Origin of the sequence: Streptomyces sp. MH60, from assembly GCF_002939385.1 — a bacterium.
Lineage (GTDB): Bacteria > Actinomycetota > Actinomycetes > Streptomycetales > Streptomycetaceae > Streptomyces.
Map to the genome: position 1 here is coordinate 16,325 of NZ_MULI01000065.1, position 25,274 is coordinate 41,598.

22 protein-coding genes and 1 pseudogene are annotated in these 25,274 nt (G+C 72.7%); 16 read left to right on the plus strand and 7 right to left on the minus strand.

Annotated elements, in window-relative coordinates; translation table 11 throughout:
* Positions 1-84: 84 nt before the first annotated feature.
* Positions 85-2,844, minus strand: coding sequence for a beta-galactosidase (locus BZZ08_RS29440; protein WP_104635250.1), 2,760 nt, complete (start codon positions 2,842-2,844; stop codon positions 85-87).
* A 96-nt stretch (positions 2,845-2,940) separates the two neighbouring features.
* Between BZZ08_RS29440 and BZZ08_RS29445 the strand changes: the two genes are divergently transcribed.
* Complete coding sequence (locus BZZ08_RS29445) at positions 2,941-3,399, plus strand: RrF2 family transcriptional regulator (protein WP_104635272.1); 459 nt, start codon at positions 2,941-2,943, stop codon at positions 3,397-3,399.
* Positions 3,400-3,464: 65 nt separating this feature from the next.
* Here the strand turns inward: BZZ08_RS29445 and BZZ08_RS29450 are convergent, their stop codons facing one another.
* Positions 3,465-5,036 (minus strand): substrate-binding domain-containing protein, encoded by a 1,572-nt coding sequence (locus BZZ08_RS29450; RefSeq protein WP_104635251.1) that lies wholly within the window; start codon positions 5,034-5,036, stop codon positions 3,465-3,467.
* Between the two features lie 259 nt (positions 5,037-5,295).
* Here BZZ08_RS29450 and BZZ08_RS29455 point away from each other — a divergent pair, with 259 nt between their 5' ends.
* On the plus strand, positions 5,296-6,270 hold the full coding sequence (locus BZZ08_RS29455; RefSeq protein WP_104635252.1) for an arabinan endo-1,5-alpha-L-arabinosidase: 975 nt from the start codon (positions 5,296-5,298) through the stop codon (positions 6,268-6,270).
* 39 nt (positions 6,271-6,309) lie between these two features.
* On the opposite strand, the gene BZZ08_RS29460 is transcribed toward BZZ08_RS29455, so the two are convergent.
* From BZZ08_RS29460 to BZZ08_RS29475, 4 genes are all read right to left on the minus strand, one after another.
* Complete coding sequence (locus tag BZZ08_RS29460; protein ID WP_104635253.1) at positions 6,310-7,521, minus strand: PucR family transcriptional regulator; 1,212 nt, start codon at positions 7,519-7,521, stop codon at positions 6,310-6,312.
* Between the two features lie 196 nt (positions 7,522-7,717).
* The gene (locus tag BZZ08_RS29465; RefSeq protein ID WP_104635254.1) at positions 7,718-8,659 is read right to left on the minus strand and encodes a hypothetical protein; all 942 of its coding nucleotides are present in this window, start codon (positions 8,657-8,659) and stop codon (positions 7,718-7,720) included.
* A 48-nt stretch (positions 8,660-8,707) separates the two neighbouring features.
* Positions 8,708-10,294 (minus strand): DUF6801 domain-containing protein, encoded by a 1,587-nt coding sequence (locus tag BZZ08_RS29470; protein WP_104635255.1) that lies wholly within the window; start codon positions 10,292-10,294, stop codon positions 8,708-8,710.
* Between the two features lie 110 nt (positions 10,295-10,404).
* The gene (locus BZZ08_RS29475; RefSeq protein ID WP_104635256.1) at positions 10,405-11,037 is read right to left on the minus strand and encodes a hypothetical protein; all 633 of its coding nucleotides are present in this window, start codon (positions 11,035-11,037) and stop codon (positions 10,405-10,407) included.
* Positions 11,038-11,688: 651 nt separating this feature from the next.
* On the opposite strand from BZZ08_RS29475, the gene BZZ08_RS29480 reads away from it, so the two are divergent.
* From BZZ08_RS29480 to BZZ08_RS29545, 14 genes are all read left to right on the plus strand, one after another.
* Entirely contained in the window at positions 11,689-12,699 is a 1,011-nt protein-coding gene (locus BZZ08_RS29480; protein ID WP_198601759.1) for an ABC transporter ATP-binding protein, read from the plus strand.
* Entirely contained in the window at positions 12,696-13,460 is a 765-nt protein-coding gene (locus BZZ08_RS29485; protein WP_104635258.1) for an MlaE family ABC transporter permease, read from the plus strand. Before BZZ08_RS29480 ends, BZZ08_RS29485 begins: the two co-directional genes overlap by 4 nt.
* A 6-nt stretch (positions 13,461-13,466) precedes the next feature.
* Complete coding sequence (locus BZZ08_RS29490; protein ID WP_104635259.1) at positions 13,467-14,273, plus strand: MlaE family ABC transporter permease; 807 nt, start codon at positions 13,467-13,469, stop codon at positions 14,271-14,273.
* A gap of 1 nt (position 14,274) precedes the next feature.
* Positions 14,275-15,540: an MCE family protein gene (locus BZZ08_RS29495; protein ID WP_104635260.1), complete on the plus strand. Its 1,266-nt coding sequence runs from the start codon at positions 14,275-14,277 to the stop codon at positions 15,538-15,540.
* Entirely contained in the window at positions 15,537-16,601 is a 1,065-nt protein-coding gene (locus BZZ08_RS29500; RefSeq protein ID WP_104635261.1) for an MCE family protein, read from the plus strand. The genes BZZ08_RS29495 and BZZ08_RS29500 overlap by 4 nt, the downstream gene beginning before the upstream one ends.
* The gene (locus BZZ08_RS29505) at positions 16,598-17,650 is read left to right on the plus strand and encodes an MCE family protein (protein ID WP_104635262.1); all 1,053 of its coding nucleotides are present in this window, start codon (positions 16,598-16,600) and stop codon (positions 17,648-17,650) included. Before BZZ08_RS29500 ends, BZZ08_RS29505 begins: the two co-directional genes overlap by 4 nt.
* Complete coding sequence (locus tag BZZ08_RS29510) at positions 17,650-18,672, plus strand: MCE family protein (protein ID WP_104635263.1); 1,023 nt, start codon at positions 17,650-17,652, stop codon at positions 18,670-18,672. Before BZZ08_RS29505 ends, BZZ08_RS29510 begins: the two co-directional genes overlap by 1 nt.
* Entirely contained in the window at positions 18,669-19,808 is a 1,140-nt protein-coding gene (locus BZZ08_RS29515) for an MCE family protein (protein ID WP_104635264.1), read from the plus strand. The genes BZZ08_RS29510 and BZZ08_RS29515 overlap by 4 nt, the downstream gene beginning before the upstream one ends.
* A complete protein-coding gene (locus BZZ08_RS29520) occupies positions 19,805-21,103 on the plus strand; it encodes an MlaD family protein (RefSeq protein WP_104635265.1) in 1,299 nt (432 codons plus the stop codon). Before BZZ08_RS29515 ends, BZZ08_RS29520 begins: the two co-directional genes overlap by 4 nt.
* Positions 21,100-21,609, plus strand: a complete 510-nt coding sequence (locus BZZ08_RS29525) for a hypothetical protein (protein ID WP_104635266.1) — start codon at positions 21,100-21,102, stop codon at positions 21,607-21,609. Before BZZ08_RS29520 ends, BZZ08_RS29525 begins: the two co-directional genes overlap by 4 nt.
* Complete coding sequence (locus BZZ08_RS29530; protein ID WP_104635267.1) at positions 21,609-22,286, plus strand: nuclear transport factor 2 family protein; 678 nt, start codon at positions 21,609-21,611, stop codon at positions 22,284-22,286. The genes BZZ08_RS29525 and BZZ08_RS29530 overlap by 1 nt, the downstream gene beginning before the upstream one ends.
* A 26-nt stretch (positions 22,287-22,312) precedes the next feature.
* Positions 22,313-22,861 carry a nuclear transport factor 2 family protein gene (locus tag BZZ08_RS29535; RefSeq protein WP_104635268.1) on the plus strand — a complete coding sequence of 183 codons (549 nt, stop codon included), beginning with the start codon at positions 22,313-22,315 and terminating at the stop codon, positions 22,859-22,861.
* Between the two features lie 48 nt (positions 22,862-22,909).
* Positions 22,910-23,686 (plus strand): hypothetical protein, encoded by a 777-nt coding sequence (locus tag BZZ08_RS29540; protein WP_104635269.1) that lies wholly within the window; start codon positions 22,910-22,912, stop codon positions 23,684-23,686.
* A gap of 95 nt (positions 23,687-23,781) precedes the next feature.
* Positions 23,782-25,038, plus strand: a complete 1,257-nt coding sequence (locus BZZ08_RS29545; protein ID WP_104635270.1) for a lytic transglycosylase domain-containing protein — start codon at positions 23,782-23,784, stop codon at positions 25,036-25,038.
* A 16-nt stretch (positions 25,039-25,054) separates the two neighbouring features.
* On the opposite strand, the pseudogene BZZ08_RS29550 reads toward BZZ08_RS29545, so the two are convergent.
* Positions 25,055-25,274 (minus strand): annotated as a pseudogene (locus BZZ08_RS29550) (histidinol-phosphate aminotransferase family protein); the annotation flags it as partial.

Consider the following 25,274-nt stretch of genomic DNA (forward strand, 5'->3'; position numbering starts at 1 on the left):
AAGCCGGGGGCGGGGCGACCCCCGCCCCGCCCCCGGACCGCACCTGCACCGCCGGACGACACCGCCGGACGACACCGACGGCCGTCAACCGCGGTGCGGCCGGCCCGGGGAGGTGACGGGCTTCACCGGTACTCCTCCGGCCGCGCTGCCCAGCAGCTCCAGGCGGACCGGGCCGGGGCCCGGCGGTGCGTCGGCGCCGGACAGGACCGCGAGGGCCAGGGTGTTGGCGGCGGCGCGGGTGCGCAGGATGCCGTTCGGCAGGACGAAGGTGTGCGGGGCGCCCTCGCGGCCGCCCACGTACGCGCCCATGTTCCAGCCGTTCAGGAAGACCTGGACGCGCACGTCGCGGCCCGGGACGCCGTCGAGGACCAGGCCGACCGAGGCGTCGGTCTCCGGCGGGACGTCCAGGCGGAACGTGGTCCGGTACCAGGTCACGCCCTGGCGCCGGTCCTCGTCCCGGGCAGCCGCCGGGGACACCGGCTCCCAGGCGCCGTCGTCGTACCCGGGCAGGTGCCAGCCGTGGCGTTCGCCGTACAGGCCGCCGGTGTTGAGCGGCCCGCGCACCGGGTCGGGGGCGGGCGCGCCCATGATCCGCCAGCGCACGTCGGGCGAGGCGCCCTCGAAGCGCGCCGACGCGAGCCCGCGGGCCGACCGGTACGCGTCCTGGTCGTGCTGCGTGCGCCGGACCAGGACGGACAGGACGGCTTCACCGTCCTCGCCGCCCCCCGCGCGCAGGGGCCGCGGCAGCCGGAAGTCCGCCGTGGCCGTCCAGGTGCCCTTCCCGTCGCCCGCCCCGCCCGGCCGGTGGCTGCCCAGCGGCTCCCCGTCCAGCCAGGCCATCAGCAGGCCGTGCGCGCCGGTCCGGTACGACAGGGACACCGACTCCAGGCCCGAGGCGCCGGTGAGGCGGCCGCGGTACCAGACGTCGCCGTAGTGGAAGCCGTAGTCGTCGGCGAAGAGCACCGGCTGCCCGTCGGGGACCGGGGTCGTGCCGTGCGACGTGCGCCGGTCGGCGACCGTCCAGCCCTCGTCGCCGTAGTCGCGCCCCGACTCGAAGTTCTCCGTGCGCCGCCGCCAGCCGTCGAGCGCGGGCAGGACCAGGTCGGGCACCCCGGGCAGCGGCCACACGGTCATCAGGCTCTGGGCGCGGCCCAGTCCCGACTGCACCGGCGCGCCGTTCCAGGTGACGTCCGTGATGCCGGGCGGCGCCCACACCTCCAGCTCGCGCTCGTCGACCGTGTCACCGGTCAGCCGGATCACGGCACCGTCCAGCGCGGCCTCGCGCAGCAGCTCGGGGCCGCGCACCAGGACCCGGCCCGACGGGGTCTCGTACGGCCACAGCCGCAGCGAGGCGGCGTCGTCGGCGAAGAGGAGGAGCAGGGTGCGGTCGGTCTCGCCGCTGCGCACCCGCACCCGGGTCAGGCGGTCCTCCTTCAGCGGCACCATCACGTGCAGCTTGCCGTCGTCGAAGGTCCAGGCCGCCTCCTCGTCCAGCCGGGTCGGCCACGGCTCGTCCGGACAGTCCAGGACCAGGTGCGCCATCTCACCGGCCCGCCCCACGAACGCGGCGACGTCCAGCTTCCCGACGCTCAGCGACAGCATGGGCTGCACGGTGGCGTACGCCAGCTCGCGCCCCGCGCCCAGGCGGAGGCCCGTGGCGAGCAGCTTGGCGTCCCGGGCGGGGACGGTGACCTCCACGTCCCTGCCGCCCATCGGCAGCGTCGAGGTGACGTCGGCCGCGGAGTCGTTGCGCAGGACGTAGGCGTGCGCGCCGGTGTCCGGGTTGGCCAGGTGCCGCACCCGGAGCCGGGGGTCCGCGGCCCGGACCGCCGGCGCCTCGGTCATCCGGGCGAAGTCCGGTACGTGCCGCAGGAGGTGGCCGAGCTGGTGGAGCGGCGCGAGCTTGGCCGTCGGCCGCCGTGCCTCGTCGATCGCCGCGGTGGGGTCGTACGTCGGGGAGGGCGCCGACGGCGCGGGCAGCCATCCCCACGAGGTGCCGCCGAACGCCATGCGGACGTTGTGCAGCGTGCTCCCCCGCGTCAGGCGGTCGAAGTGGGCCCGCCGCGCCTCGGCGGCGTCCCGGGTCGGCTCCGGCTCCTGCCAGGCCAGCGGCGAGCCGGCGTGCAGCAGCGGCACCTCGACGCCGTCGGCGCGGAGCCGCTCCCGCAGGTGGTCCAGGTCGGCGCGCTCGGGGGTGTCCGCCCGGTAGAGCAGCACCGTGCCGGCGCCCCGGGTGAACTGGTGCCGGGCGGCGATCGCGTTGACCCGGCCCAGCCACTCGTCGGCGTGGCGCAGGTAGGCGGGGTCGGTGGTCCTGGCCCGCCCCCCGGCCGTCGTGAGCCAGCCGGGCAGGCCCCCGGCGTCCACGCCGGCGCCGATGTACGGGCCGGGGTGCAGGACGACGTACAGACCGCACTCGGCGGCCGTGCGCAGGAACAGGTCGAGGTCGCGGACGCCGGTGAAGTCGTACCGGCCGGGGGCGGGGGAGTGCTGGTTCCAGGCCAGGCGCACGCTGACCGCGTTGTGGCCGTACGCCCGCATCTTCTGGAGCACGTCCCGCCACAGGGACGGGCTCGGCAGCCGGAAGGGGTGCAGCTCGCCGGACCACAGGGCCAGCCGTCTGCCGTCCACCAGCAGGGAGTACCGGTCCATGGCGATCCGGTGGCGCCGGCCGTCGGCGCCGGGCGGGCCGGGCGGCGGCCCGGTGGGCACCGGGCCCGGGGCGCCGGGGGCGGACAGCGCCGCGCTGCTCACGCTGCCGCCGAGCGCGAGACCGAGGACGGTGGTGCCCGCGAGGGCGCTGAACGCTCGTCTGCCGAGCTTGCTGGGCCTGCTGAGCTCCAAGGGAGCCTCTCCTGTTGCGCGCGTACCTCTGGTCCCGTCAGTAGCCCGGGACGCCTGTGCCGGGCCATTGTCCCAGCGCGCGCCACAATGGTCGGCATGAGGATCTCGGCGCGTGCGGACTACGCGGTACGGGCGGTACTGGAACTGGCCGTCCGGCAGGACGATTCCCCGGTCAAGGCGGAGGACGTGGCCGCCGCACAGGACATTCCGCACAAATTTCTGGAGGGGATCCTCGGGGACCTCAGGCGCGGCGGCGTCGTGGCGAGCCGGCGCGGCGGGGGCGGCGGGTACCGGCTGGCGCGCGAGGCGGCGGCCATCACGGTGGCGGACGTGATCCGGGCGGTGGACGGCCCGATCGTCTCCGTGCGCGGGGAGCGGCCGACGGGGCTGGTCTACACGGGCACGGCGGGGCCGCTGCTGCCGCTGTGGGTGGCGCTGCGCGCCAACGTGCGCAGGATCCTGGAGGGCGTGACGATCGCGGACCTCGCGGCGGACGCGCTGCCGGACCCGGTGCGGGAGCTGGCGGCGGAACCGGCGGCCTGGGAGAACCCGTAGGTCCCGGCCCGTTCGACGGGAGGCGGCCGGTTGGCGGCCGGTGTGACCGGGCCCCTCCCGGGGCGTCACCTCGCGGCGGGTGAACCGTCCGGCCGGCACAGCAGCGGCTTGTCCAGCTCGGCGCAGGGGCGGTGGCCCTTGGAGCGGATGACGTCCTTGCCGACCTCGTTGGCGAGGTAACGCAGGAAACCCGCCGCGATCGAGTCGGCCGGCGGTTCGCCGTAGGTGTAGGCGATCTCCGTCTGCCAGTACGGGTACGCCCCCTCGTCGGCGCCCTCCAGTGTGGCCGGGAAGCCGTCGATGCGGATCTGCCGGACGTCGTCGTGCGCGGCGGCGGCGCCGACCTCGCTGTGCCCCAGCGCCCCGGGGGTGGCGGCCACCGTGTCCAGCAGCGTCCCGGTGCCGCCCACCTCGCAGCGGCCCGGCCGGCCGCGGTCGAGGCCCGCGCAGTCGGGCGTGGTGACCGCCGGGAGGGGGCGGCCGTCGAGGACCTGCTGTTCGAGGGTGGTGCGGGTGCCCGAGCCGGGGTTCCGGCTGACCAGGTGAATGGGCACGTCGTTGCCCTTGACCTGGCTCCAGTTGGTGATGTTCCCGGCGTAGATGTCCCGTACCTGCTTCAGGGACAGGTCCTCGACCCCCGCGTCCTCGTGCACGACCAGGGTGAACAGGGACAGCGCGACGGGCCTGGGCAGCAGCCGCGGGCGGCCGTCGGACTTCGGTCCGTCGCTGAACGACAGTCCGTCGCCCAGGCCCCGGCCGTCCGGGAGCCGGGCGCCCGCACCGGCCGCGGCGAGGGTGTCGAGCCCGTCGACGCTGCCCTTGAACGAGGTCGCGGTCAGCGGGATACGGGCGTCCGGGCAGGTCCGCTCGTACTGCCTGGCGGCCTCGCGCAGCACTGGCGCGAAGGCCGTGGAACCCGACAGGTGCAGGGTCCCGGCGGCGCAGTCCAGCGGCGCGGCCGCGCCGTCGCCGCTCCCGGCCAGGGTGAACCCCGACTGGGTGGCGCTGACGAGGATGAGCGAGGCGAGCAGCCACCGGACCTGCCGCGAGGCGAACGGGTAGTACGCGGTCTTCTTGATGTTCCCGCCGCGCACCCCGCCGACGACCCCCGCGGTGACCTCCGGCTCGGGGAACTCGGGGTCGGTGAAGCCCTCTTCACGGTCCAGGACCGCCAGGACCTTGTAGTGCGCCCTGCGGTTGAGGATCACCTTGGGCAGCCTGATCTCCCGGCCCGTGGTCTCGAACCCCTCGGCGCCCGGCACGAAGAAGGAGGGCGGCACCTGGGCACTGCGCTCGGTGACGGTCATGCCGACCACACGGCGGCCGGGGAAGGCGATGCGTATGCCCACGGGGTCGCTGGCGGGAGCGACGTAGTCGCCGGCCACCACGGGACTCCAGCCGGCGTTCTCGATCCGCAGCAGCACGACCGAGGGGTCGCGCAGGTTCGTACCGTCCCACTGCATGCGCTGCAGCACCGTGGTGTCGGGCCCCGAGGCGGCCGAGTCCCGGATCGTGGTGTCCAACTGGACGCGGTAGCCGAGCCGTTTGCGGCCCGCCAGCACGAACTCCCACAGCGCGGCCACGACGGGCACGGCCAGGCCCAGCACGGCGGCCACGGAACCCCAGGACAGACTCACGCCCGGCTCCCCCTCAGGACGGTGACACGGGAGGCCATGGTGACGGGGCTGCGGTGCGAGGGAGCGCGGGTCCGGCGATTCGCCTGTTCGCATTCATACGCCGGACACCTGTGAAACCCGGCGTTTTCCGGACGTTGGCCACCGTCGCCGCTCAGAGCATTGACGCGCGACGGCATCGACCCTACGTTCCCGTCCGAAGAGGCGACCAATGTTCGAAATCACGGACAATCAATGCAACAACAGAACAGGAGCGCCATCCATGAGCCGCCTGCGCACACGAACCGCACTCCTCGCTCTCCCGACCGCAGCCCTGCTCGCCCTCGTCCCCTCCACGGCGTCGGCCTATCCGAACCCCGGCCGGGTCACCGGCTCCGTCGTCACGCACGACCCGACGATGATCCGCACCTCGTCCGGGCAGTACCGGCTCTACGCCACCGGCGGCGGCATCAGCAGCAAGGCGTCCTCGGACCGCACCGCCTTCTCCGCCGGGGCGGACGCCTTCGGCTCCCGGCCCACCTGGTGGTCGCAGTACTCGAACGTCCCCGAGGCCTGGGCGCCCGACATCTCGTACCACGGCGGCACGTACCTGATGTACTACTCCGTCTCGTCCTTCGGGGTGAACACCTCCGCCATCGGGCTCGCGGTCTCCACCACCGGGGCGCCGGGCAGCTGGAGCGACCGGGGCATCGTTTATACCTCGAACGCCGCCAGCGACTACAACGCCATCGACCCGAACCTCTTCGTCGACGACGACGGCACCTGGTGGCTGTCCTTCGGCAGCTGGTGGACCGGCATCAAGATGATCCGCGTCGACCCGGCCACCGGCAGGCAGCTCGCCTCCGACACCGCCCGCCGCTCCCTCGCCTCCCGCCCGACGGGCACCAAGGCCGTCGAGGCCCCGTACGTCGTCAAGCGGAACGGGTACTACTACCTCTTCGCCTCGTACGACGTGTGCTGCGACGGCACCAGCTCCACCTACAAGGTCAAGGTCGGCCGGGCGACGAGCGTCACCGGGCCCTACCGCGACCGCAACGGCGTCTCGATGATGAACAACGGCGGGACGCCGGTCCTGGAGTCGCACGGCAGCGTCATCGGCCCCGGCGGCCAGTCGATCATGAACGACGTGGACGGCGACCTGATCGTCTACCACTACTACGACGGCAACGACAACGGGACGCCCAAGCTCGGCATCAACCTCCTGGACTGGAGCAGCGGCTGGCCCGTGGCGTACTGAGCCGCCCGCCGGTACGGACCCGCACACCGGCCCCGGGCATCACTCCGCGTCGTCGTGGCCCCGCAGGTGCAGCGAGCGGAGGGCCACCTCGATGGCGAAGCGGTGGTCGGGGTCGGCGAGCCGGTCGCCCAGGTGGGTGTCCAGCGTCCGCAGGCGGTAGCGGACGGTCTGCGCGTGCACGCCCAGCATCTCGCCGACCTGCTCCGCGGGCGCCCGGGTGGACACGTGCACGCGCAGGGTCTCGACCAGCCGGTCGCGCCGCCTGGCCGGCAAGGCGTCGAGCGGGGCCAGTTCACGGGCCGCGATCCGGTCGACCAGGGCGGAGTCGGACAGCAGCCACAGGGTCGTCAGGTGCTCCTCGCAGCGGATCAGCGGAGCGTCGGGTATGACATCGTCGTCAACGAGCTGCAGCACGCGGCGGGCCCAGCGGACGGAGTCGGCGGCCTGGGTGATCGGTACCGTCAGGCCCAGCGCGGCGCGGGTGCCGGTCAGGGCGGTGCGGAGCATGTCCAGGCGGGCGGGCGTGAGGTCGCCGGGCACGAGCAGGTGCGGCTGGGGGATGTCCAGGTCGGCGAGGACGTCCCGGTCGAGTCCCGCCTGGATGTGGTCGGGCGCCGGGGACCGCAGGGCCACGAGGAAACACGACCGGGGCAGCTCCCAGGCGGCGGCCTTGCACAGTTCGGAGACGGCCGTGCGGGGCAGCGGGGAGGCGGCCAGGAGGAAGTGCAGTAACTGTCTTCGTAACGCGGACTCCTCGGAGGCGGCCCGCTCCCGGACCTCCGCGTACCCCTCGCGGGTGATCGCCTCCAGTTCCTCGACGTACGCGAAGAGCGCGTCGGCGAAGGCGAGGATCAGCGAGGGGGAGAGGCTGTACTGCCGGCCCAGTGTCTTGGCCCGGCGCAGCGCGATGCGGGCGCCGAGCCGGTAGGCGCCCTGGAGGACCTCCAGGTCGCGGCCCTCGTACGCCTCCACCCGGCCGAACCTGCGCAGCAGTTCGTCCCGCAGCTCGGAGCTGCTGGAGGGGTCGGCCACCCGGTCCACGAAGGCGGTCAGCGCCTGTTCGACGCCCTGGCGGATCGCGTCCCCGTCCGGGCCGTTGAGCAGCCTGCCGTACACCGGGTAGCTGCGGGTGACCTCGGTGCGTATCTCGTTCAGCAGCCCGGGAAGCAGCGGGCGCATGAAGGCCGCGAACTTCTTGGGCAGGGGGTCGAGCGGTTCACCGAGCACCGAGGGACGCGCGCTTGAGGGCATGAGTGATCCCTTGCCGTCGACATGTCCGGTGGGGATGGGCCGACCGGGCCCCGCCCTCGGCGGGCGGAGCCTGGACCGGTCCAAGGCGTTCACCGGTCTGGCAAGCAGACGGTAAATCAACTTTGTTGTGTTGTACATCTCTTGGGGAGGAATCGTGTCACGGTTGTGTACGTCGCCAACCGCGTGTGCACGGCCGCTAGTTGACGGCGGAGTGCCAGTTCTCCGAGAGGACCTTGCCGGCGTCGGGGACGACGGTGCCGGGCGCGTTGAGGCCGGTGAGGTGGGTCCGGGTGTCGTTGAGGGTGAGGCTGTTGTTCCCGGCGGCGGAGGGCAGCCCGGTCTTCGCGTTCACCGCGGCGTTGATCAGACCGACGTTCAGGCCGCAGCCGGTGGCGCCGGGCACCGCGAAGGTGCTGTCGTTCTGGGCGGCGCCGGTGAGGTTGATCCGGCTCATCTCGCCGGCCGCGTCCTCGGTTCCGTCGCCCTGGAAGAAGGTCATGCCGAACTCGGGGTAGGTGCGGTTCTCCGGGCGCAGCACGATCGGGTGGGCGGCCGTCCCGATGTAGCACTTGTCGCCGAGCAGCGGGTTCTCCAGGTGGATGCGGACCGGCAGGGCGACGATCGGCAGGTCGGTGAGGACACCCGCGGTCTGGTCGAAGGCGTAGGGCGCGCCGGCCGACTCCATGGTCGCGGTGATCTTGTTGAGGCTGGAGTTCTCCAGCGACTTGCAGATCCCCGTGATCACGAATATGTCGCTCGGGCACATCAGGCCGAGCAGTCCGCCGGGCACGGTGGCGGGCTCGGCGACCAGCGCGCCGGAGGCGGGGGCGACCACGCTGCTGGTGCCGTCCGCGTTCTGGACGACGCCCATCTGGAGGTTGGTCCTGCCGGTCGTCACGACGGTGTCGCCCAGCTTGATGGAGCCGCTCGCCGAGGTGGACACCACGCACTGCGGGGTCTTCTCGAAGCCGTCGGCCGCCAGCATCGCCGGGGCGTCCACGGGACAGCGGGTGAAGGGGGCCCACTCGCCGTTCAGCGCGGGGTCCGCCGCGGTCGCGGTGCCCAGCGAGGCGAAGGCGCCGAGCGCGGTCAGCGCGGACACGGTGGCGAGCCGGGTACGGGTGGAGATCGGGGGCATGGTGGTGGCCTTCCGTGGAGGTGGGAGGGGCGGGAGCGCGGCGCCGGATCAGCGCTCGGCGACGGGGATCTGGGCGGGCTGGAGGTCCTCGGTGCACTCCAGCGGGTTGACGTTCATGACTGCGCACGTCTGCCCTTGGACCTGCTTGATGTAGTTGCCGGGGCCGGAGACGGAGGCGGTGAGCAACCGGTCGAGGTCCTCGCCGTCGGTGCCGCAGCCGGTGAAGGCCGGGATGGTCGTCTCGCCGGACAGCACACCGCCGGAGGTGAGCTGGTAGCCGGTGGCGGGCTGGCCGGTGACCTGCTCGCCGCGTCCGAACAGCACCAGGTGGTCACCGGGGAAGTTCGCGGGGTCCGGGTCGGCGGAGGTGAGGGACTTCTCGGTCCGGCACCCCGGACCGACGTCCAACGGTGTCCCGTTGACCTCGAGCGAGGTCACATGAAGGACCAACGGAGCCCGGACGTAGGTGTCCATGGTCGTCAGACCCTCGAGGAGGTACAGCTTCAGACGTGAGTCGATCCTGACGGGGCCGGTCTGCTCCAGCACCATGGTGGCGGTCACCGGAACGAAGTCGAAGGACAGGAAGGTGCTCCGGAACGGCGGTGTCTGCTTGCGCCCCTGATAACTGAAGTCGCCCCACGACAGGGTGTCGAAGATGAGGGCTTCCGGGTCGAGGGGGCCCATCACGGGGTCACCCTGTTCGATCAGCATGCAGGACGGCGGCAGGTACGAGGCGGCCTTCTGCTTCCGTACGTTGGTGTAGCCGGTGATGTAGGCGTTGAGCGACTTCGAGGTGGGCGGGTGCTGCTCGTCGTAGCGGCACGGCGGGACGTCGTCGCGGTCCACGGCGGTGCCGGGGGCGTTCTCCAGCACCTTCGGCGACCTCTCGGACTGCCGCTCCGGCTGCCGGTCCGCCGGTTCGTCCGGCCCTCCGTCGTCCGGCGCCCCGGAGGTTTCGGCCGGTCCCGACGCGGACGGCGAACCGCTCGGTGCCGGCTCGCCCGCGCCGACCGGTACGGTCGCCAGCAGCCCCTGGCCGGGCGCGTCCTCGGCGAGGGCGCAGTCGACGGTCAGCGAGCCGGGGTCGGCGGTGGCCGGGTCCGCCGCCCCGAGCGCCAGGTCGAGCGCGAGGGCGCCCGCGGAGAACGTCAGGTCGCCGTCGCCCCGGCCGGCCACGGAGGGGACGTCGCCCGTCGTGGTCAGCGTCAGCGGGCCCGACTCGGGCAGCGGAACCGGCTCGGAGCTGCCCCGCCAGGTCGCCGTCGCCGTGGCCGCGTTCTGGGCGACGCCGACGGCGAGCCGGGTGGCCGCCCGCACCTCGGCCGCGTCGCGGGCGGTGAGGTCCGCGACCGCCTGGGCCGGGAGTTCCACGGTGGTGGTGACGTCGGACGGAGTGAACGCCTCGCCCGCCCCGGCCCGTTCCGGGAAGTGGGCCGAGATCCGCACCGTCGCGGGCCACTGCCCCGAGGGGAGGGTGCAGACGTAGGGCAGCTCGGCCTCGACCTCCTGGGTGCCCGAGGCGGAGGCCCCGGTCGGGACCAGGGCGGCGAGCACCACGAACGCGGCGATCGACGTGGTCCGGGCACGGGCCCGGGCCCGGGGCGGCCGCGGGGCGGCGGCTGGCTTGGCTTGCATGCGACTCCGCTCGGATGGCTCGGACGGGAGGCCGTGTCTTCTCGGGCGCGGCACCGGGCCCGCGAACGCCCGGCCGGGGTGCCGGCCGGGCGGACGGGCTGGTCGGCGGCCTACGGGTTGGAGCCGACGATGGTCGGAATGGCGCCGGTGCTGGCCACCTTGACGGCGTAGTTGCCCTTGAAGGTGGGCTTGGTGGCGGTCGTGACGATCGCCCCGCAGTTGACGGGGTTGGTGACCACCAGTTCACCGGCGGTGCTGTTGATCGCCAGCACACCGGTGGAGTTGGTGTACGTGCCCGACGCCTTGCCCGTCACCGTGAACTTGCAGGCGCCGGCGGTCACGTTGGCCTTGACGTTGCCGACGTAGCCCTTGGTGACACCGGTGGAGGCGTTGTAGTCCAGCGCGATGACGTCCCACGGGGTGACCGACGTGGTGGTGACGTTGCCCAGGACGCTGGTGCACGGCGAGCCGGACGCACCGAAGTTCATGGTGGTGATGTCGGCGACGTCGCCGGGGTTGCCGGTGGCGCTCGCCATCGTCCCGGCCGCGTTCGAGGTCGTGCACGTCATGGGGATGGTGGCGGTCAGCACGATGTTGCCGACGTTCACGGCGTTGAAGGCGGCCGGCGAGGGGTTGACCGTCCACACCGTGGAGGGCACCGCCGAGGACGGGACGGCGGCGAGGCCGAGTGCCGACGCGGCCGCACACACCACGAGGGCGGACCTTCTGATGCTCTTCTTCATGACTCGGTCTCCTTGAGGGTTGACCTGCATTGCGCCGTGACGTTACTCGCCGGAAACATAGCCGAACAATGCGGCCGTCCATGATTCTTTGAAAAGTGGAACAAGCTGTTTCCGGGGTGAGTGAATCGCGATTCCTCTTAGTCACCTGCTGCCAAGGTCGAGCGGCCGTCCCGGGCCGCTCCCGCGTCACCACCGTCGCACGCGCCGGGGTTTCCGTACTCACTCGATGACAAGTTCCCGAGTGGTTTTTGTGTCCTCCCTGACAGGTTCCGTATGGCCGGAGTCGGTATCCCGGAAAACTCCGATTCCGGTGTTGCCCGTCGAGGTTACTCGGCCGTAACGTGCCGGTGCGATGCTCGGTTCCAGGTCGGTGGCCCCCGTCGGCCGGAGCCATGGCGGACGCGTGCGGGCCCCACCTCCTGTCGGGCCCGGGTGTCCGCCGGCGGGGTCCCGCGGGATCCACACCCCCCGGAACCGCGAGACCCTGCCCTGTCTCCCCGGAGACAAGTGCGGGGCGGCCGGGTTGTCTGCGCGGTGACAAGTTCCACCGGGGCGCCGGTGATCCGTGCCGCACCCGTTGTCAGTGCGCTCCGTACCGACTTAACGTGCGGGCCCGCAGCGCGTATCCGATTGGCGTCCGCTGGAGGTGATATGGGAATCGAAGTAGTGGTCGAGGGCCTGACCAAGTCCTTCGGTAAGCAGAGCATCTGGCGGGACGTGTCACTCACCCTTCCGGCCGGAGAGGTCAGCGTGATGCTGGGCCCGTCCGGAACCGGTAAGACCGTTTTCCTGAAGTCGCTCATAGGGCTGCTCAAACCCGAGAAGGGCCGTGTCCTCATCAACGGGGTGGACATGGTGAACAGTCCGGAAAGAGACATCTACGAGACCCGTAAACTGTTCGGTCTCATGTTTCAGGACGGCGCCCTCTTCGGCTCCATGTCACTTTTCGACAATATCGCCTTCCCGCTGCGCGAACACACCCGCAAGAAGGAGTCCGAGATCCGCCGCATCGTCATGGAGCGGATCGAGGTCGTCGGGCTGCTGGGCGCGGAGGGAAAACTCCCGGGAGAGATCAGCGGAGGCATGCGCAAACGGGCCGGACTGGCCCGCGCCCTCGTCCTCGACCCGCAGATCATCCTGTGCGACGAACCGGACTCCGGGCTCGACCCGGTCCGCACCGCCTACATCTCCCAGCTGCTGATCGACCTGAACGCACAGCTCGACGCGACGATGCTGATCGTCACCCACAACCTCGACATCGCCGCCACCGTGCCGGACAACATGGGGATGCTCTTCCTGCGCGAGCTAGTCACCTTCGGCCCGCGCGAGGTGCTGCTCACCAGCGACGAGCCCGTCGTCGCCCAGTTCCTGGGGGGCCGCCGCGAGGGACCCATCGGGATGTCCGAGGAGAAGGACGCGGCCACCCTCGCCGCCGAGGCGAACGCCGCCCCCGCCGTGCCCGACGGGCCCCGGGTGATCGTGCCGCAGCTGGAGCCCTCGCCGGGCCTGCCGCCGCGTCAGGCCGTCGCCCGCCGGCGCGAGCGCGTCATGGGCATGATCGACACGCTGCCGCCCGCGGCCCGCTCCGCCATCCGGGACACCTACGCCAAGGACGCCGAGGCGGCCACCCTGCCGATGCCCGCCGCCGGGAGCGGCGCGTGATCACCGGCGCCCTGCGGCAGACCGGCAGGCTCTTCGCGCTCGCCGCCGAAGTCGTCCGAGCCGTCTTCCGAAGACCCTTCCAGTTCCGCGAGTTCGTCGAGCAGTTCTGGTTCGTCGCGAGCGTGACCATCCTGCCCGCCGCCCTGGTCTCGATCCCCTTCGGCGCCGTCATCGCCCTCCAGGTCGGCTCCCTGACCGAGCAGCTGGGCGCCCAGTCGTTCACCGGCGGCGCCAGCGTCCTCGCCGTCGTCCAGCAGGCCAGCCCGCTCATCGTCGCCCTGCTCATCGCCGGCGCCGGCGGCTCGGCCATCTGCGCCGACCTCGGCTCCCGCAAGATCCGCGAGGAACTCGACGCCATGGAGGTCATGGGCGTATCGCCCGTGCAGCGGCTGGTCGTGCCCCGGGTCCTGGCCGCCATGGGCGTCGCCGTCCTGCTCAACGGCCTGGTCTCCGTCGTCGGCATCCTCGGCGGCTACTTCTTCAACGTCATCATGCAGGGCGGCACCCCCGGCGCCTACCTCGCGAGCTTCTCCGCCCTGGCCCAGCTGCCCGACCTCTACGTCAGCGAACTCAAGGCGCTGGTCTTCGGGTTCATCGCGGGCATCGTCGCCGCCTACCGGGGGCTCAACCCGCGCGGCGGCCCCAAGGGCGTCGGCGACGCCGTCAACCAGTCCGTCGTCATCACGTTCCTGCTGCTCTTCTTCGTCAACATGGTGATGACGGCCGTCTACCTCCAGATCGTCCCGCCGAAGGGAGGCTGAGGTCCGATGGCCTCCCCGCTCGTCTGGCTCGACCGCTCCGGCGACCAACTCCTCTTCTACGTCCGGGCCCTGCTGTGGATCCCGCGGACCCTGCGCCGCTACCTCAAGGAGGTGCAGCGCCTGCTGGCCGAGGTGGCCTTCGGCTCCGGCGGCCTCGGCGTCATCGGCGGCACCATCGGCGTGATGATCGCGATGACGCTCTTCACCGGGACCGTCGTCGGACTCCAGGGCTACGCGGCCCTCGACCAGATCGGCACGGCCGCGTTCACCGGATTCGTCTCCGCCTACTTCAACACCCGCGAGATCGCCCCCCTCGTCGCCGGACTCGCCCTCTCCGCGACCGTCGGGGCCGGCTTCACCGCGCAGCTCGGCGCCATGCGCATCAACGAGGAGGTCGACGCGCTGGAGGGCATGGGCATCCGCTCCATGCCCTACCTCGTCACCACCCGCATCATCGCCGGCGTCGTCGCCATCGTCCCGCTCTACGCCATCGGGCTGCTCTCCTCCTTCCTCGCCTCCCGCTACGTGACCGTCCTGTTCAACGGGCAGTCCCGGGGGACGTACGACCACTACTTCAACCTCTTCCTCTCCCCGACGGACGTGCTGCTGTCCGTACTGAAGGTGCTGATCTTCAGCGTGATGGTGATCGTCGCCCACTGCTACTACGGCTACCGCGCCTCCGGCGGCCCGGCCAGCGTCGGTGTCGCCGTCGGCCGGTCCGTGCGCAACGCCATCGTGCTGATCAGCGTCACCGACTTCTTCCTGTCGCTGGCCCTGTGGGGCGCGACCACGACCGTGAAAGTGGCGGGGTGAGATGAGCGGACCCCGAGGAGCACGCGGCCGGCGGCTGCGCCACCGGCTGGCCGGAGTGGTGTTCGTGCTGGTGCCCGCCCTGCTGATCTGGCTGGCCGTCGCCGTCTACGACAAGAAGTTCACCGACTCCGACCCCGTGGTCGTCGAGACGGGCAGCGCCGGCAACCAGATGCACCCGGGCGCCGAGGTGAAACTGCGCGGCGTCGTCGTCGGCGAGGTCCGCGCCATCGACGCCACCGGCGACGGCGCCCGGCTCACCCTCGCCATGAAGCCCGGCGCGCTGGACGACGTACCGTCCGACGTCCGCGCGCAGATGCTGCCCACCACCCTGTTCGGCGAGCGGTTCGTGGCCCTCGTACCGCCCGCGGACCCCTCGCCCGAACCCCTGGCCGCCGGGGCCGTCGTCCCCCAGGACCGGTCCGCGAACGCCATCGAACTCCAGCAGGTCCTCGACGACGTGCTGCCGATGCTCACCGCCGTCCAGCCGCAGAAGCTCTCCGCGACCCTGTCCGCCGTCTCGCAGGCCCTGGAAGGCCGCGGGGAACGCCTCGGCGACACGCTCAGCCTGCTGGACGAGCACCTGGAGGAGTTCAACCCGAACCTGCCCGCCCTCAACCGTGACCTCAAGGAACTCGTGAAGGTCAGCCATGTCTACGCGGACGCCGCGCCCGACATCATCACGGCGCTCACCGACTTCACCACCACCAGCGGCACCCTCGCCGAGCAGGAGGCGGAACTCGCCGCCACCCTCGGCGCCACGACCCGGACGGCCGAGGACGTGACGGCCTTCCTGCGCAAGAACAAGGACAACATCATCCGGCTCGGCGACACCAGCCGCCCCACCCTGGAACTGCTCGCCGAGTACTCCTCGGCCTTCCCCTGCACCCTGCGCACCCTCGCCGACTTCGTGCCGGCCATGGACAAGGCGCTCGGCAAGGGCACCGACCGGCCCGGCATCCACGTCGACGTCACCAGCGTCGCCTCGCGCGGGGCCTACCGGCCCGGCCGCGACACCCCGGTGTACGACGCCGGCGGCGGTCCCCGCTGCCCCTCCGTGCCCTACCTCGGCGCCCTGCCCCGGCCCGCCGCGCGGGCCGCCGCCCCCGCGGCCGAGCAGGACCTCGGTCCCGCCAACTCCCCGCAGGAGAACGACCTCGTCAACGAACTCCTCGCGCCCGCCGCCGGGAAGAGCCCCGGCGACCTGCCCGACTGGAGCAGCCTGCTCGTCGGCCCCGTCTACCGCGGTACGGAGGTGACCCTCGGATGACCGGCGCCGACCACGCGCACACCCGGCGCCGCCCGCTGACCGGACCGCTGGTCAAGTCCCTCGTCTTCGTGGTGGTCACCGCCCTCGCCACCACCGTGCTCGGTCTGAGCGTCGCCGGCACCAGCGTCGACTCCGCCAGCGGCACCAGCACCTACAAGGCCCTGTTCACCGACGTCACCGGGCTCACCGACGGCGACAGCGTGCGGATCTCCGGGGTGACGGTCGGCGAGGTCACCGACGTCCGCGTGGTGCACCGGCGCACCGCGCAGGTCACCTTCACCGTCCGCGACGACCGCAGGCTGCCCCGGTCGACCACCGCCGCCGTGAAGTACCTCAACATGGTCGGCCAGCGCTACGTCTCCCTCGACCGCGGCAGCGGCGACCTCACCGGCACCCTCCCGGAGGGCGGCACCGTCCCGCTGGACCGCACCACGCCCGCGCTCGACCTCACCCTGCTCTTCAACGGCTTCAAGCCGCTGTTCGAGGGCCTCTCCCCGAAGGACGTCAACGAACTCGCCGGCTCGATCGTGCAGGTGCTCCAGGGCGAGGGCACCACCGTCGACAGCCTGATCCGGCACATCGGTTCGCTCGGCACGACCGTCGCCGCCAAGGACAAGGTGATCGGCCAGGTCGTGGAGAACCTCACCACCGTCCTGGACACCCTCAACGACCGCGAGGACGACTTCGACGACCTCGTCGGCACCCTCCAGAAGCTCGTCAGCGGCTTCAACCAGGACCGCAAGCCCCTCGGCGAGGCCGTCACCGCCATGGGCGACCTGACCACCGTCACCGCGGGACTCCTGGAGGACGGCCGCGCGCCCCTCAAGAAGGACATCAGGGAACTGGGTCGGCTCTCGGCCAACCTCGGCGCACACACCCCGCAGATCGAGGACTTCCTGGAGAAGAGCCCCGCCAAGATGACCGCCCTGGCCCGCCTGTCCTCCTACGGATCGTGGTTCAACCTCTACCTCTGCGAGGCGCGCGTGAGCGGAGTGACCACCTCCGACGGCTCGAAGCCGCCGACCGGCATCGCGATCACCGAATCGAGGTGCCGCGGATGACGCGCCCCCGCAACCAGCCGCGCTTCAAGCCGGTCAAGGAACGCAACCCCGTAGCCGTGGGCGTCGCCGGACTGCTCGTCCTCACCCTGATCGGCCTCCTCGCCTACCACGTCGACCGGCTGCCGTTCGGCGGCGGGACCACCTACAACGCCGACTTCTCCGAGGCCGCCGGCCTGGACGAGGGCGACGAGGTACGCATCGCCGGCGTCAAGGTCGGCCAGGTCACCGGCGTCGCGCTCGACGGCGCCAAGGTCAAGGTCACCTTCGAGGTCGAGGACGCCTGGCTCGGCGACCGGACGACCGCCGCCATCGCCATCAAGACCGTCCTCGGCGACAAGTACCTGGCGCTCGACCCGCTCGGCTCCGGCCGCCAGGACCCGGGCGTCCGCATCCCGCTGGCCCGCACCACGTCCCCGTACGACGTGACCCAGGCGTTCCAGGACCTCAGCGGCACCGTCGACGACATCGACACCGGGCGGCTCGCGGAGAGCTTCGCGACCATCTCCGACACCTTCAAGGATTCCCCGCCGCACGTGCGCAAGGCGGCCACCGGTCTGTCCGACCTGTCGAAGTCGATCTCGAAGCGCGACGCCAAGCTCTCCGAACTCCTCAAGGGCAGCGCCGACTTCACCAAGACGCTGGAGAACAACAAATCCAGCTTCGAGACCCTCATCGAGGACGGCGGCCCACTGCTCGGTGAACTCCGCGACCGCCGCACCGCCATCAGCGCCCTGCTCAAGGGCAGCCAGGACCTCGGCACCGAACTCGGCGGCCTCGTCAAGGACAACGAGAAGCAGCTCGGCCCCACGCTGAAGGCGCTCGGCCGTGTCACCAGCGTCCTGGAGAAGAACAACACCCAGCTCGGCGAGACCCTCGCGCTGGTCGGCCCCTACTACCGCCTGGTCGGCAACACCCTGGGCAACGGCCGCTGGTTCGACAGCTACCTGTGCGGCGTCGTGCCCCGCGACTACCTGCCCGCGACCTCCCAGCCCGAGACCGGATGCCTGCCGCCCAAACAGCCCGCGGCGGCCCAGGGGAGCGGTGAGTGATGACCCGACGCCGAAAGATCCTCACCGGGGTGCTCGCCCTCGTGGTGCTCGCCGCCGGCGGCCTGGTCGCCGCCCGGGTCCTCGAACCCGACGGCACCCGCGTCACCGCCTACTTCGACCGCGCCATCGGCGTCTACGCCGGGTCCGACCTGCGCATCCTCGGGGTCCGGGTCGGCGAGGTGGAGTCGGTGGACCCCCAGGGCACCAGGGTCCGCGTCGGCCTCCGCCTGGACGAGGGGATCAAGGTCCCGAAGGACGCGCGGGCCGTCGTGGTCGCGCCCAGCGTCGTCGCCGACCGCTACGTGCAGCTCACCCCCGCCTACCGCGAGGGCCCGGCCCTCGCCGACGGCGCCGTACTGCCCGCCTCCCGCAACCACGTCCCCGTCGAGATCGACCAGATCTACGACTCGATCACCGAACTCGGCGACGCCCTCGGCCCGGACGGCGCCAACTCCGACGGCGCCCTGTCCGAACTGCTGAGGACCGGCGCCGACAACCTCGACGGCAACGGCGAGGCCATCGGCGACACCGTCGAGGAGTTCGGCAAGGCGGCCAAGACCCTCGACGGCAGCAGCGGCGACCTGTTCAGGACGCTCAGCAGCCTCCAGACCTTCACCACCATGCTGAAGAACAAGGACACCGACGTGCGCACCGCGCAGGAACGCCTGGACGACGTCGTCAGCTTCTTCGCCGACAACAAGGACGACCTCACCGGCGCGCTGAAGGAACTCGGCAAGGCCCTCGGCCAGGTCAAGACCTTCATCGAGGACAACCGGGGCGAGCTGAAGAAGAACGTCGACCGGCTCGTCCCCCTCACCCGGACCCTGGTCGAGCAACGCGCCTCGCTGGCCGAGGCGCTGGACGTGGCGCCCCTGGCCGCCGACAACGTCGTGAACGCCTACAACCCGGACACCCGCACCCTCGACGGCCGCGCCAACCTCAACGAGATCAGCGGCGGCGGCCCGCTGCTGCCGCTGCCCGTGGCCGGGGCGGCCGACGGGGCGAAGGGGGAGGGGCGATGAGGCGCGGCAGAACCGGCGCGGGCCGGGCCGCGGGCCTCACCGCCGGCGCACTGGCCGCCGTCGGACTCGCCCTCGTCCTGACCCTCGGCGGGGTCACCGTCGTACCGAGCGGCTTCGACGGCATCGAGGACCTGCCGCTGCCGGGCGGCGCCGACCTCGGCGACCACCCCTACACCGTCACCGCCGAACTCCAGGACGTGCTCAGCCTCGTCCCGCACGCCGCCGTACGCGTCAACGACGTCGCCGTCGGCCGGATCACCGGCATCGAACTCGGCGAGGACGACTGGTCGGCCCGCGTCACCATGGAGATCAACGGCGACGTGCGGCTGCCCGCCGACGCCACCGCACGCCTCGAACAGTCCAGCCTGCTGGGCGAGAAGTACATCCAGCTCGTCGCCCCCGCCAAGGAGACCGGCACCGGCCGGCTGACGGACGGCAGCGTCATCCCGCTCGCCCGCACCGGCCGCAACACCGAGGTCGAGGAGGTGTTCGGCGCGCTGTCCCTGCTCCTCAACGGCGGCGGCGTCAACCAGCTCAAGACCATCACCCGGGAACTCAACGCCGCGCTCGGCGGCCGCGAACCCGAGGTCCGCTCCATGCTGAAACGGGTCAACACCCTGGTGGGCGACCTCGACGACCACCGCGGAGACATCACCGACGCCCTCGACGCCGTCAACCGGCTCTCCTCGACCCTCGCCACCCGCAAGGACGACGTCGGCACCGTCCTCACCGACCTGTCGCCCGGACTGAAGACGCTGGAGCAGCAGCGCGGCTCCCTGCTGACCATGCTGCGCTCCCTCGACACGCTGTCCGGCGTCGCCGTCTCCACCATCGACGCGAGCAAGGACGACATGATCGCCGACCTCAAGGCCGTGGCGCCGACGCTGAAGGCCCTGGCCGACGCGGGCACCGACCTGCCCGACTCGCTCCAGGTGCTGCTGACGTACCCGTTCACCGACGAGGTGCTGAGCGGCGTGAAGGGCGACTACCTCAACACGTATCTGACCATGACCGCCGTGCCCGGGACCCAGGTGATCCCGCCGCTCGTGTCCGAGGACAAACCGGCGAAGAAGCGGTCCTCCTCCTCGCCCCTGCCGCTGCCCTCCGTGTCGGAGTCCGGAGGTGAGCGCGAGTGATCACCTTGGCCGTACGGCTGAAGAACCTCGCCTTCCTCGTCGTCGCCGTCCTCGCCCTGTCCTACCTCGGCATCCGCTACGCCGACCTCGGCCGGTACGTGGGCGTCGCCGACTACTACACCGTGGACGTCCGGCTGCCGCGCACGGGCGGCCTCTTCACCCACTCGGACGTCACCTACCGGGGCGTCTCGGTGGGCCGGGTCGGCCCGATCGACCTCACCGACGAGGGCGTCGTCGCCGAACTCCGCATCAAGAAGTCCGCGCCCCGCATCCCGGCCGACACCAAGGCCGTGGTCGCCGGGCTGTCCGCCGTCGGCGAGCAGTACATCGACCTGCGGCCCGAGAGCGACGGCTCCCCCTACCTCGCCGACGGCACCCGCATCGAACAGGCCGACACCGAGGTGCCCGCACCCGTCACCGACGTCCTCACCAGCGTCGACGACCTCGTCAGCTCGGTGCCGCTGGAGGATCTGCGCACGGTCGTCGACGAGTTCGGCAAGGCCTTCGAAGGGCACGGCGACGACCTCCAGGTGCTGCTCGACAGCGGCAGCGACTTCGTCGAGGCCGCCGACCGCGCCCTGCCCTCCACCACCCTGCTCATCAACGACGGCGAGACCGTCCTGCGCACCCAGGCCCAGGAGGCGCGGGCCATCCGCGACTTCGCCGTCGGCGCCAAGGACCTGGCCGCCGCGCTCAAGGGCTCCGACACCGACCTGCGCCGCCTGCTCGCGGTCACCCCCGAGGCCGCCACCCAGGTCAGCGGCCTGCTGCGGGACCTCGACCCGAGCCTCGGCGTCGTCCTCGCCAACCTCCTGACCACCTCCGAGGTCGCCGTCACCCGGCAGCGCGGCATCGAGGAACTCCTCGTGAAGTACCCGGCGGCCGTCGCCGCCGGCGCCACCGCGGTCGACGGGGGCAGGCTGAACCTCGGCCTGGCCGTCACCTTCTTCAGCCCCCTGCCCTGTACCGACGGCTACGGCGCCACGCGCTACCGCAACGGCCTCGACCTCGGCACCGCGCCCGCCCTCAACACCGACGCGGCCTGCACCGCCCCCGCGTCGAGCGGGAAGAACGTGCGCGGCTCCGCCAACGCCCCGAAGAGCGGCCCGGTGCCCGACCCGGCCAGACCCGGTTCCCTGCCCTCGGGCAGCGGCGGAACCCCGGCCGGGGGCGGCACTCCGGCCAAGGAGAGCACCCCGGCCCTCCCCGGCGCTCTCGCCCTGCCCGGACAGAGCGGTGAGGCGCCGGCCGGCCTGACCGGTCTCCTCGCCCCGGCCGCCGGGAGCACGCGATGAGACGGGCCGGGATCCTCACCGGAGCGGGGCTCGTGCTGGCCCTCGGCGTCTGCGGCACCGGCGCGTGGACGTACGCCGAGGCCCGCACCGACGACGCGCTCGCCTACGGCCGGGAGCGGGACGAGGCGCTCGCCGACGGGCGGGACGGCATCGCCGTACTCACCACGCTCGACGCCGCCACCCGGCAGCGCGCGGAGCGGAGCATCCGGGACTGGCGCAGCGTCTCCACCGGGCCGCTGCGCGAGGAACTCGGCGACACCGAGGCGGCGGCCGGGACCTCGGCGCGCGGCACGGTCACCGAGGCCGCCGTCACCGCGCTCGACACGCGGTCCGGCACGGCCAAGCTCATCGCCACCGTACGCGTCCAGGTCACCCCCGCCGGGACGAAGAAGCCGTCCACCGACCGCAAACGCCTGGAGGCGGTCCTGGCCCGCACGGGCGAGGGGGAGTGGAAGGTACGGGCGCTGAGCGCCGTGCCGGTGGCGGAAGGGAAGGGCGAGGAGTGATGACACCGACGTGGCTGCTGCGCAGGGGCGCCGCACCGGAGCCCGGCACGGAGGACGAGCAGGCCCCGGACGCGGACGCCCCGGACGCGGACGCCGAGCCGGAGCCCGCCGCCGAGGCGTCCGCCGAGAAGGGCCCGCCGAACGGGCGCCTGCGGAGGGCGGCCCTGGCCGGGACCGCCGCCGTCCTCGTCCTCGGCGGCTGTGGATTCTTCTACGCCGCCCACCAGTTGAGGTCCGAGGCGCCCGCCCGGAACCGCGCGCTCACCGACACCGAGGCCACCACCCGCGTCGCGGGCGACGTCGGCGACGCCCTCGCCCGGATCTTCTCCTACACGCCGGACGGCACCGCGGCCGCCGAACGCTCCGCGAACAGCGTCCTCGACGGCCGCGCCGCCCGCCAGTACGAGACCCTCTTCGCCCGGGTCCGCGACGACCTCACCGAGCAGCGCGTCACCCTGAGCACCCGGGCCGTCCGCACCGGAGTGATCGAACTCGACGGAGACCGGGCCCGCCTGCTGGTCTTCCTCGACCAGACCTCCCACCGCGGCGAAGACAAGGGCAACGGGAAGGGCCAAGCCAAGGCCGACGCCGAGACCACCACCGCGGCGGCCCAGCTCACCGTCACCGCCCGGCTCGACGGCGACCGGTGGCGGATCGTCGACATCAAGGCCCGCTGACCATGCGCGGGAGACTGGAGCACCCCATGAAACGCGCGGTCCGCCTCCTCGACGCCGGCCGTTCCCGGCCGCTGCCGGCCCTGGCCCTCGCCCTCACCCTCGTGGCGGGCGGCTTCGCCGCCTGGGCCGGCCAGGACTGGTACCGGGCGGCCCACGACGAACAGGCCGCGTACGCGACCCAGCGGGACGCGGCACTCTCCGCCGGCGAGCAGGCCGTGCAGAACCTGAACACGCTCGACCACCGCGAGCTGAAGCGCGGCCTGGACCTGTGGGAGTCGTCGACCACCGGCGAGCTGCACGAGCAACTCGCCTCGGGGCGCGACGAGTTCGCCGCCCAGGTGAAGGAGGCGAAGACGGTGAGCACGGCCCGGGTGCTGTCCGGCGCGGTCACCGAACTCGACGACCGCGCCGGACGCGCCCGGGTGCTGGTCGCCCTGCGCGTCACCGTCAAGGCGGCCGACGGGGCGAAGTCCGACAAGGACAGCCGCATGCTCGGCGAACTCACCCGGACCGACGGCCGGTGGAAGCTGAGCGCCCTGGGACAGGCACCCGTCGGCGGCACATCGACCGGCTGACCCGGTTCCGTACCGCGAAGCCGGCCGCAGCGAGGAGGACACCGCACCATGTCGACGACCCGTCACCACATCAACCGCCAGCGGCGCCGCCAGGCCCGCGAGACCCGGCCCGCCGCCTCCGCCGGGCACCCGGAACACACCGAGCGCACGCCAAGGGGGGCCGGTACGCGCGGCGCCACCGCCGTCCTGGAGCCCGCCGAGGCCGCCACCGCCGACCCGTCCACGGACGGAGCGGCCCCGAAGGCCACCGGGGGCCGGCCGCGCCGCCGCCCCCCGCTCCTCGTGCTGCTCTGCGCGCTGACGGTGCTCCTCGGCGGCTTCGCGGGCTGGGCGCACGCGAAGGCCGAAGGGCTCAGGTCCGAGCCCGCGCGGAGCAACACCGCGCTGACCGACCTCGCCCGCACCAGCGAGATCAAGGGACAGGTGGCCAAGGCCGTCGACCGGCTCTTCTCCTACGACCACGCGGACCCCGGCGCCCTCGACGAGGCGGCCAAGGACCTCCTGACGGGCAAGGCCGTCGACCAGCACCGCGACCTGTTCGCCGACGTCCGCGCGCGGGCCGACGAGCAGAAGGCGGTGATCACCACGACGGTCACCGAGAGCGCGGTCGAACGGATCGACGGCGACCGGGCCCGGGTCCTCGTCTACGCCGACCAGAGCAGCGTCGCCACCACCGGGAAGCAGGCCGCCACGGACCAGAAGAACGAGGCGGGAGGAGGGACCGCGCAGGACGAGGGCGTGTACGCGGCGGCCATGCTCGCCGTCGACGTCGTGCACCGCGACGGACGCTGGCTGGTCTCCGCCCTCGACACCTTCGGCCGCTGAACCGCACGCCCGACCGCACCCCCGAACCCGCGGCCCTGACCAGTCTCCCGCCTCCCGCCCCCGCACCTCCGACGGATCCGACAGGAGTGACGACCATGTCCGTACGCCGTGCCCGACGCCTGTACCGAGGGCGGGCCCGCAAGGGACTGCGCACGACCGCCCTCGCGGTGGCGGCCATGGCGGCCCTCACCGCGTCCCAGGCCCCCGGCCTCACCGGCGACGCGAAGGACACCCACGCCGGACCGGCGGCCGACGACCTGAGCCTGCCGACGACGGACGGCCCGTTCGCCGAACTCGTGCCGCCGGGCGACGGCTCCTACCACACCGAACTCCCGCCGCTGAGGACCCGGGACGGCGGCTCGGCCGCCCCCGCCCTCGGGCCGGAGATCCGCGCCCAGTCGGGCATCCCGGCCACCGTGCTGCGCGCCTACCGCGCCGCCGAGACGGCCGTCGGCAGGACGGACCCGGGCTGCCGGCTGCCCTGGGAACTGCTCGCGGCGATCGGCAAGGTCGAGTCCGGCCAGGCACGCGGCGGCGCGGTCGACCGGAACGGCACGACCCTGAGCCGGATCACCGGACCGCCCCTCGACGGCCGGGGCTTCGCCCTGATCCGGGACACGGACGGCGGCGCCCACGACGGCGACACGGTCTACGACCGGGCGGTGGGCCCGATGCAGTTCCTGCCGTCCACCTGGGCCCGCTGGGGCGCGGACGGCAACGGCGACGGCCGCGCCGACCCGGACAACGTCTTCGACGCGGCGCTGGCGGCCGGGCACTACCTGTGCGCCGGTGACCGGGACCTGGGCCGGGCGGCGGACCTGGACCGGGCGGTCCTCAGCTACAACAACTCCCGCACCTACCTCGAACTGGTCAGGCACTGGCTGGAGTTCTACAGCCGGGGAGTCCACACCGTCCCCGACGGCAAGGGCGTCGTCCCGAAGAGCCCCGGCGCGGGCGGCGACACCCCGGCGACCGAGCCCGTCGACGGCGAGAGCGGCGGCGGGGGACACGGCGGCGGGAACGGCGGTGGAGGCGCGGACGACGGCATCGACATCGGCCCGGACCCGAGCACCACGCCGGGCAGCCCCGGACCGTCCCCGTCCCGCCCCGTACCGTCCACGGCCCCGAACCCGCCCTCCCCGACGGTGCACCCGACGAGCCCGGACCCCTCCCCGTCGTCGCCCACCGAGACCCCGGACCCCTCGCCGGACCCGACCGGCCCGAGCCCCTCGCCGACGGCCACGGACGGCTGCTCCACGGAACCGGGGACCGCGTCCCCCGACCCCACGGCCTCCCCGACGGACCCGTCCTGCCCGACCCCGTCGGACACTCCGGCCACCTCGGCCGGGTAGGGGCACCCGGCGCGGATCAGCCCGCCTGGCCCATCCCCGCGGCGTTCGGCCAGCCCGTCGCCGGGACCGACTCCAGACCGTTGGTGCCCCGGACCTGGGCGGCGGTGAGGCCGCCGCGGGCCGGGACGCCGGGCGGGGTGGGCCCGAACGGCGGCGGGTACGCGACGGCCGGGGCGGGCGCCGGAACCGGGGCCGGTCCGGGCTGCGGGACCGGCCCCGGGTGGGGGACCGGCACC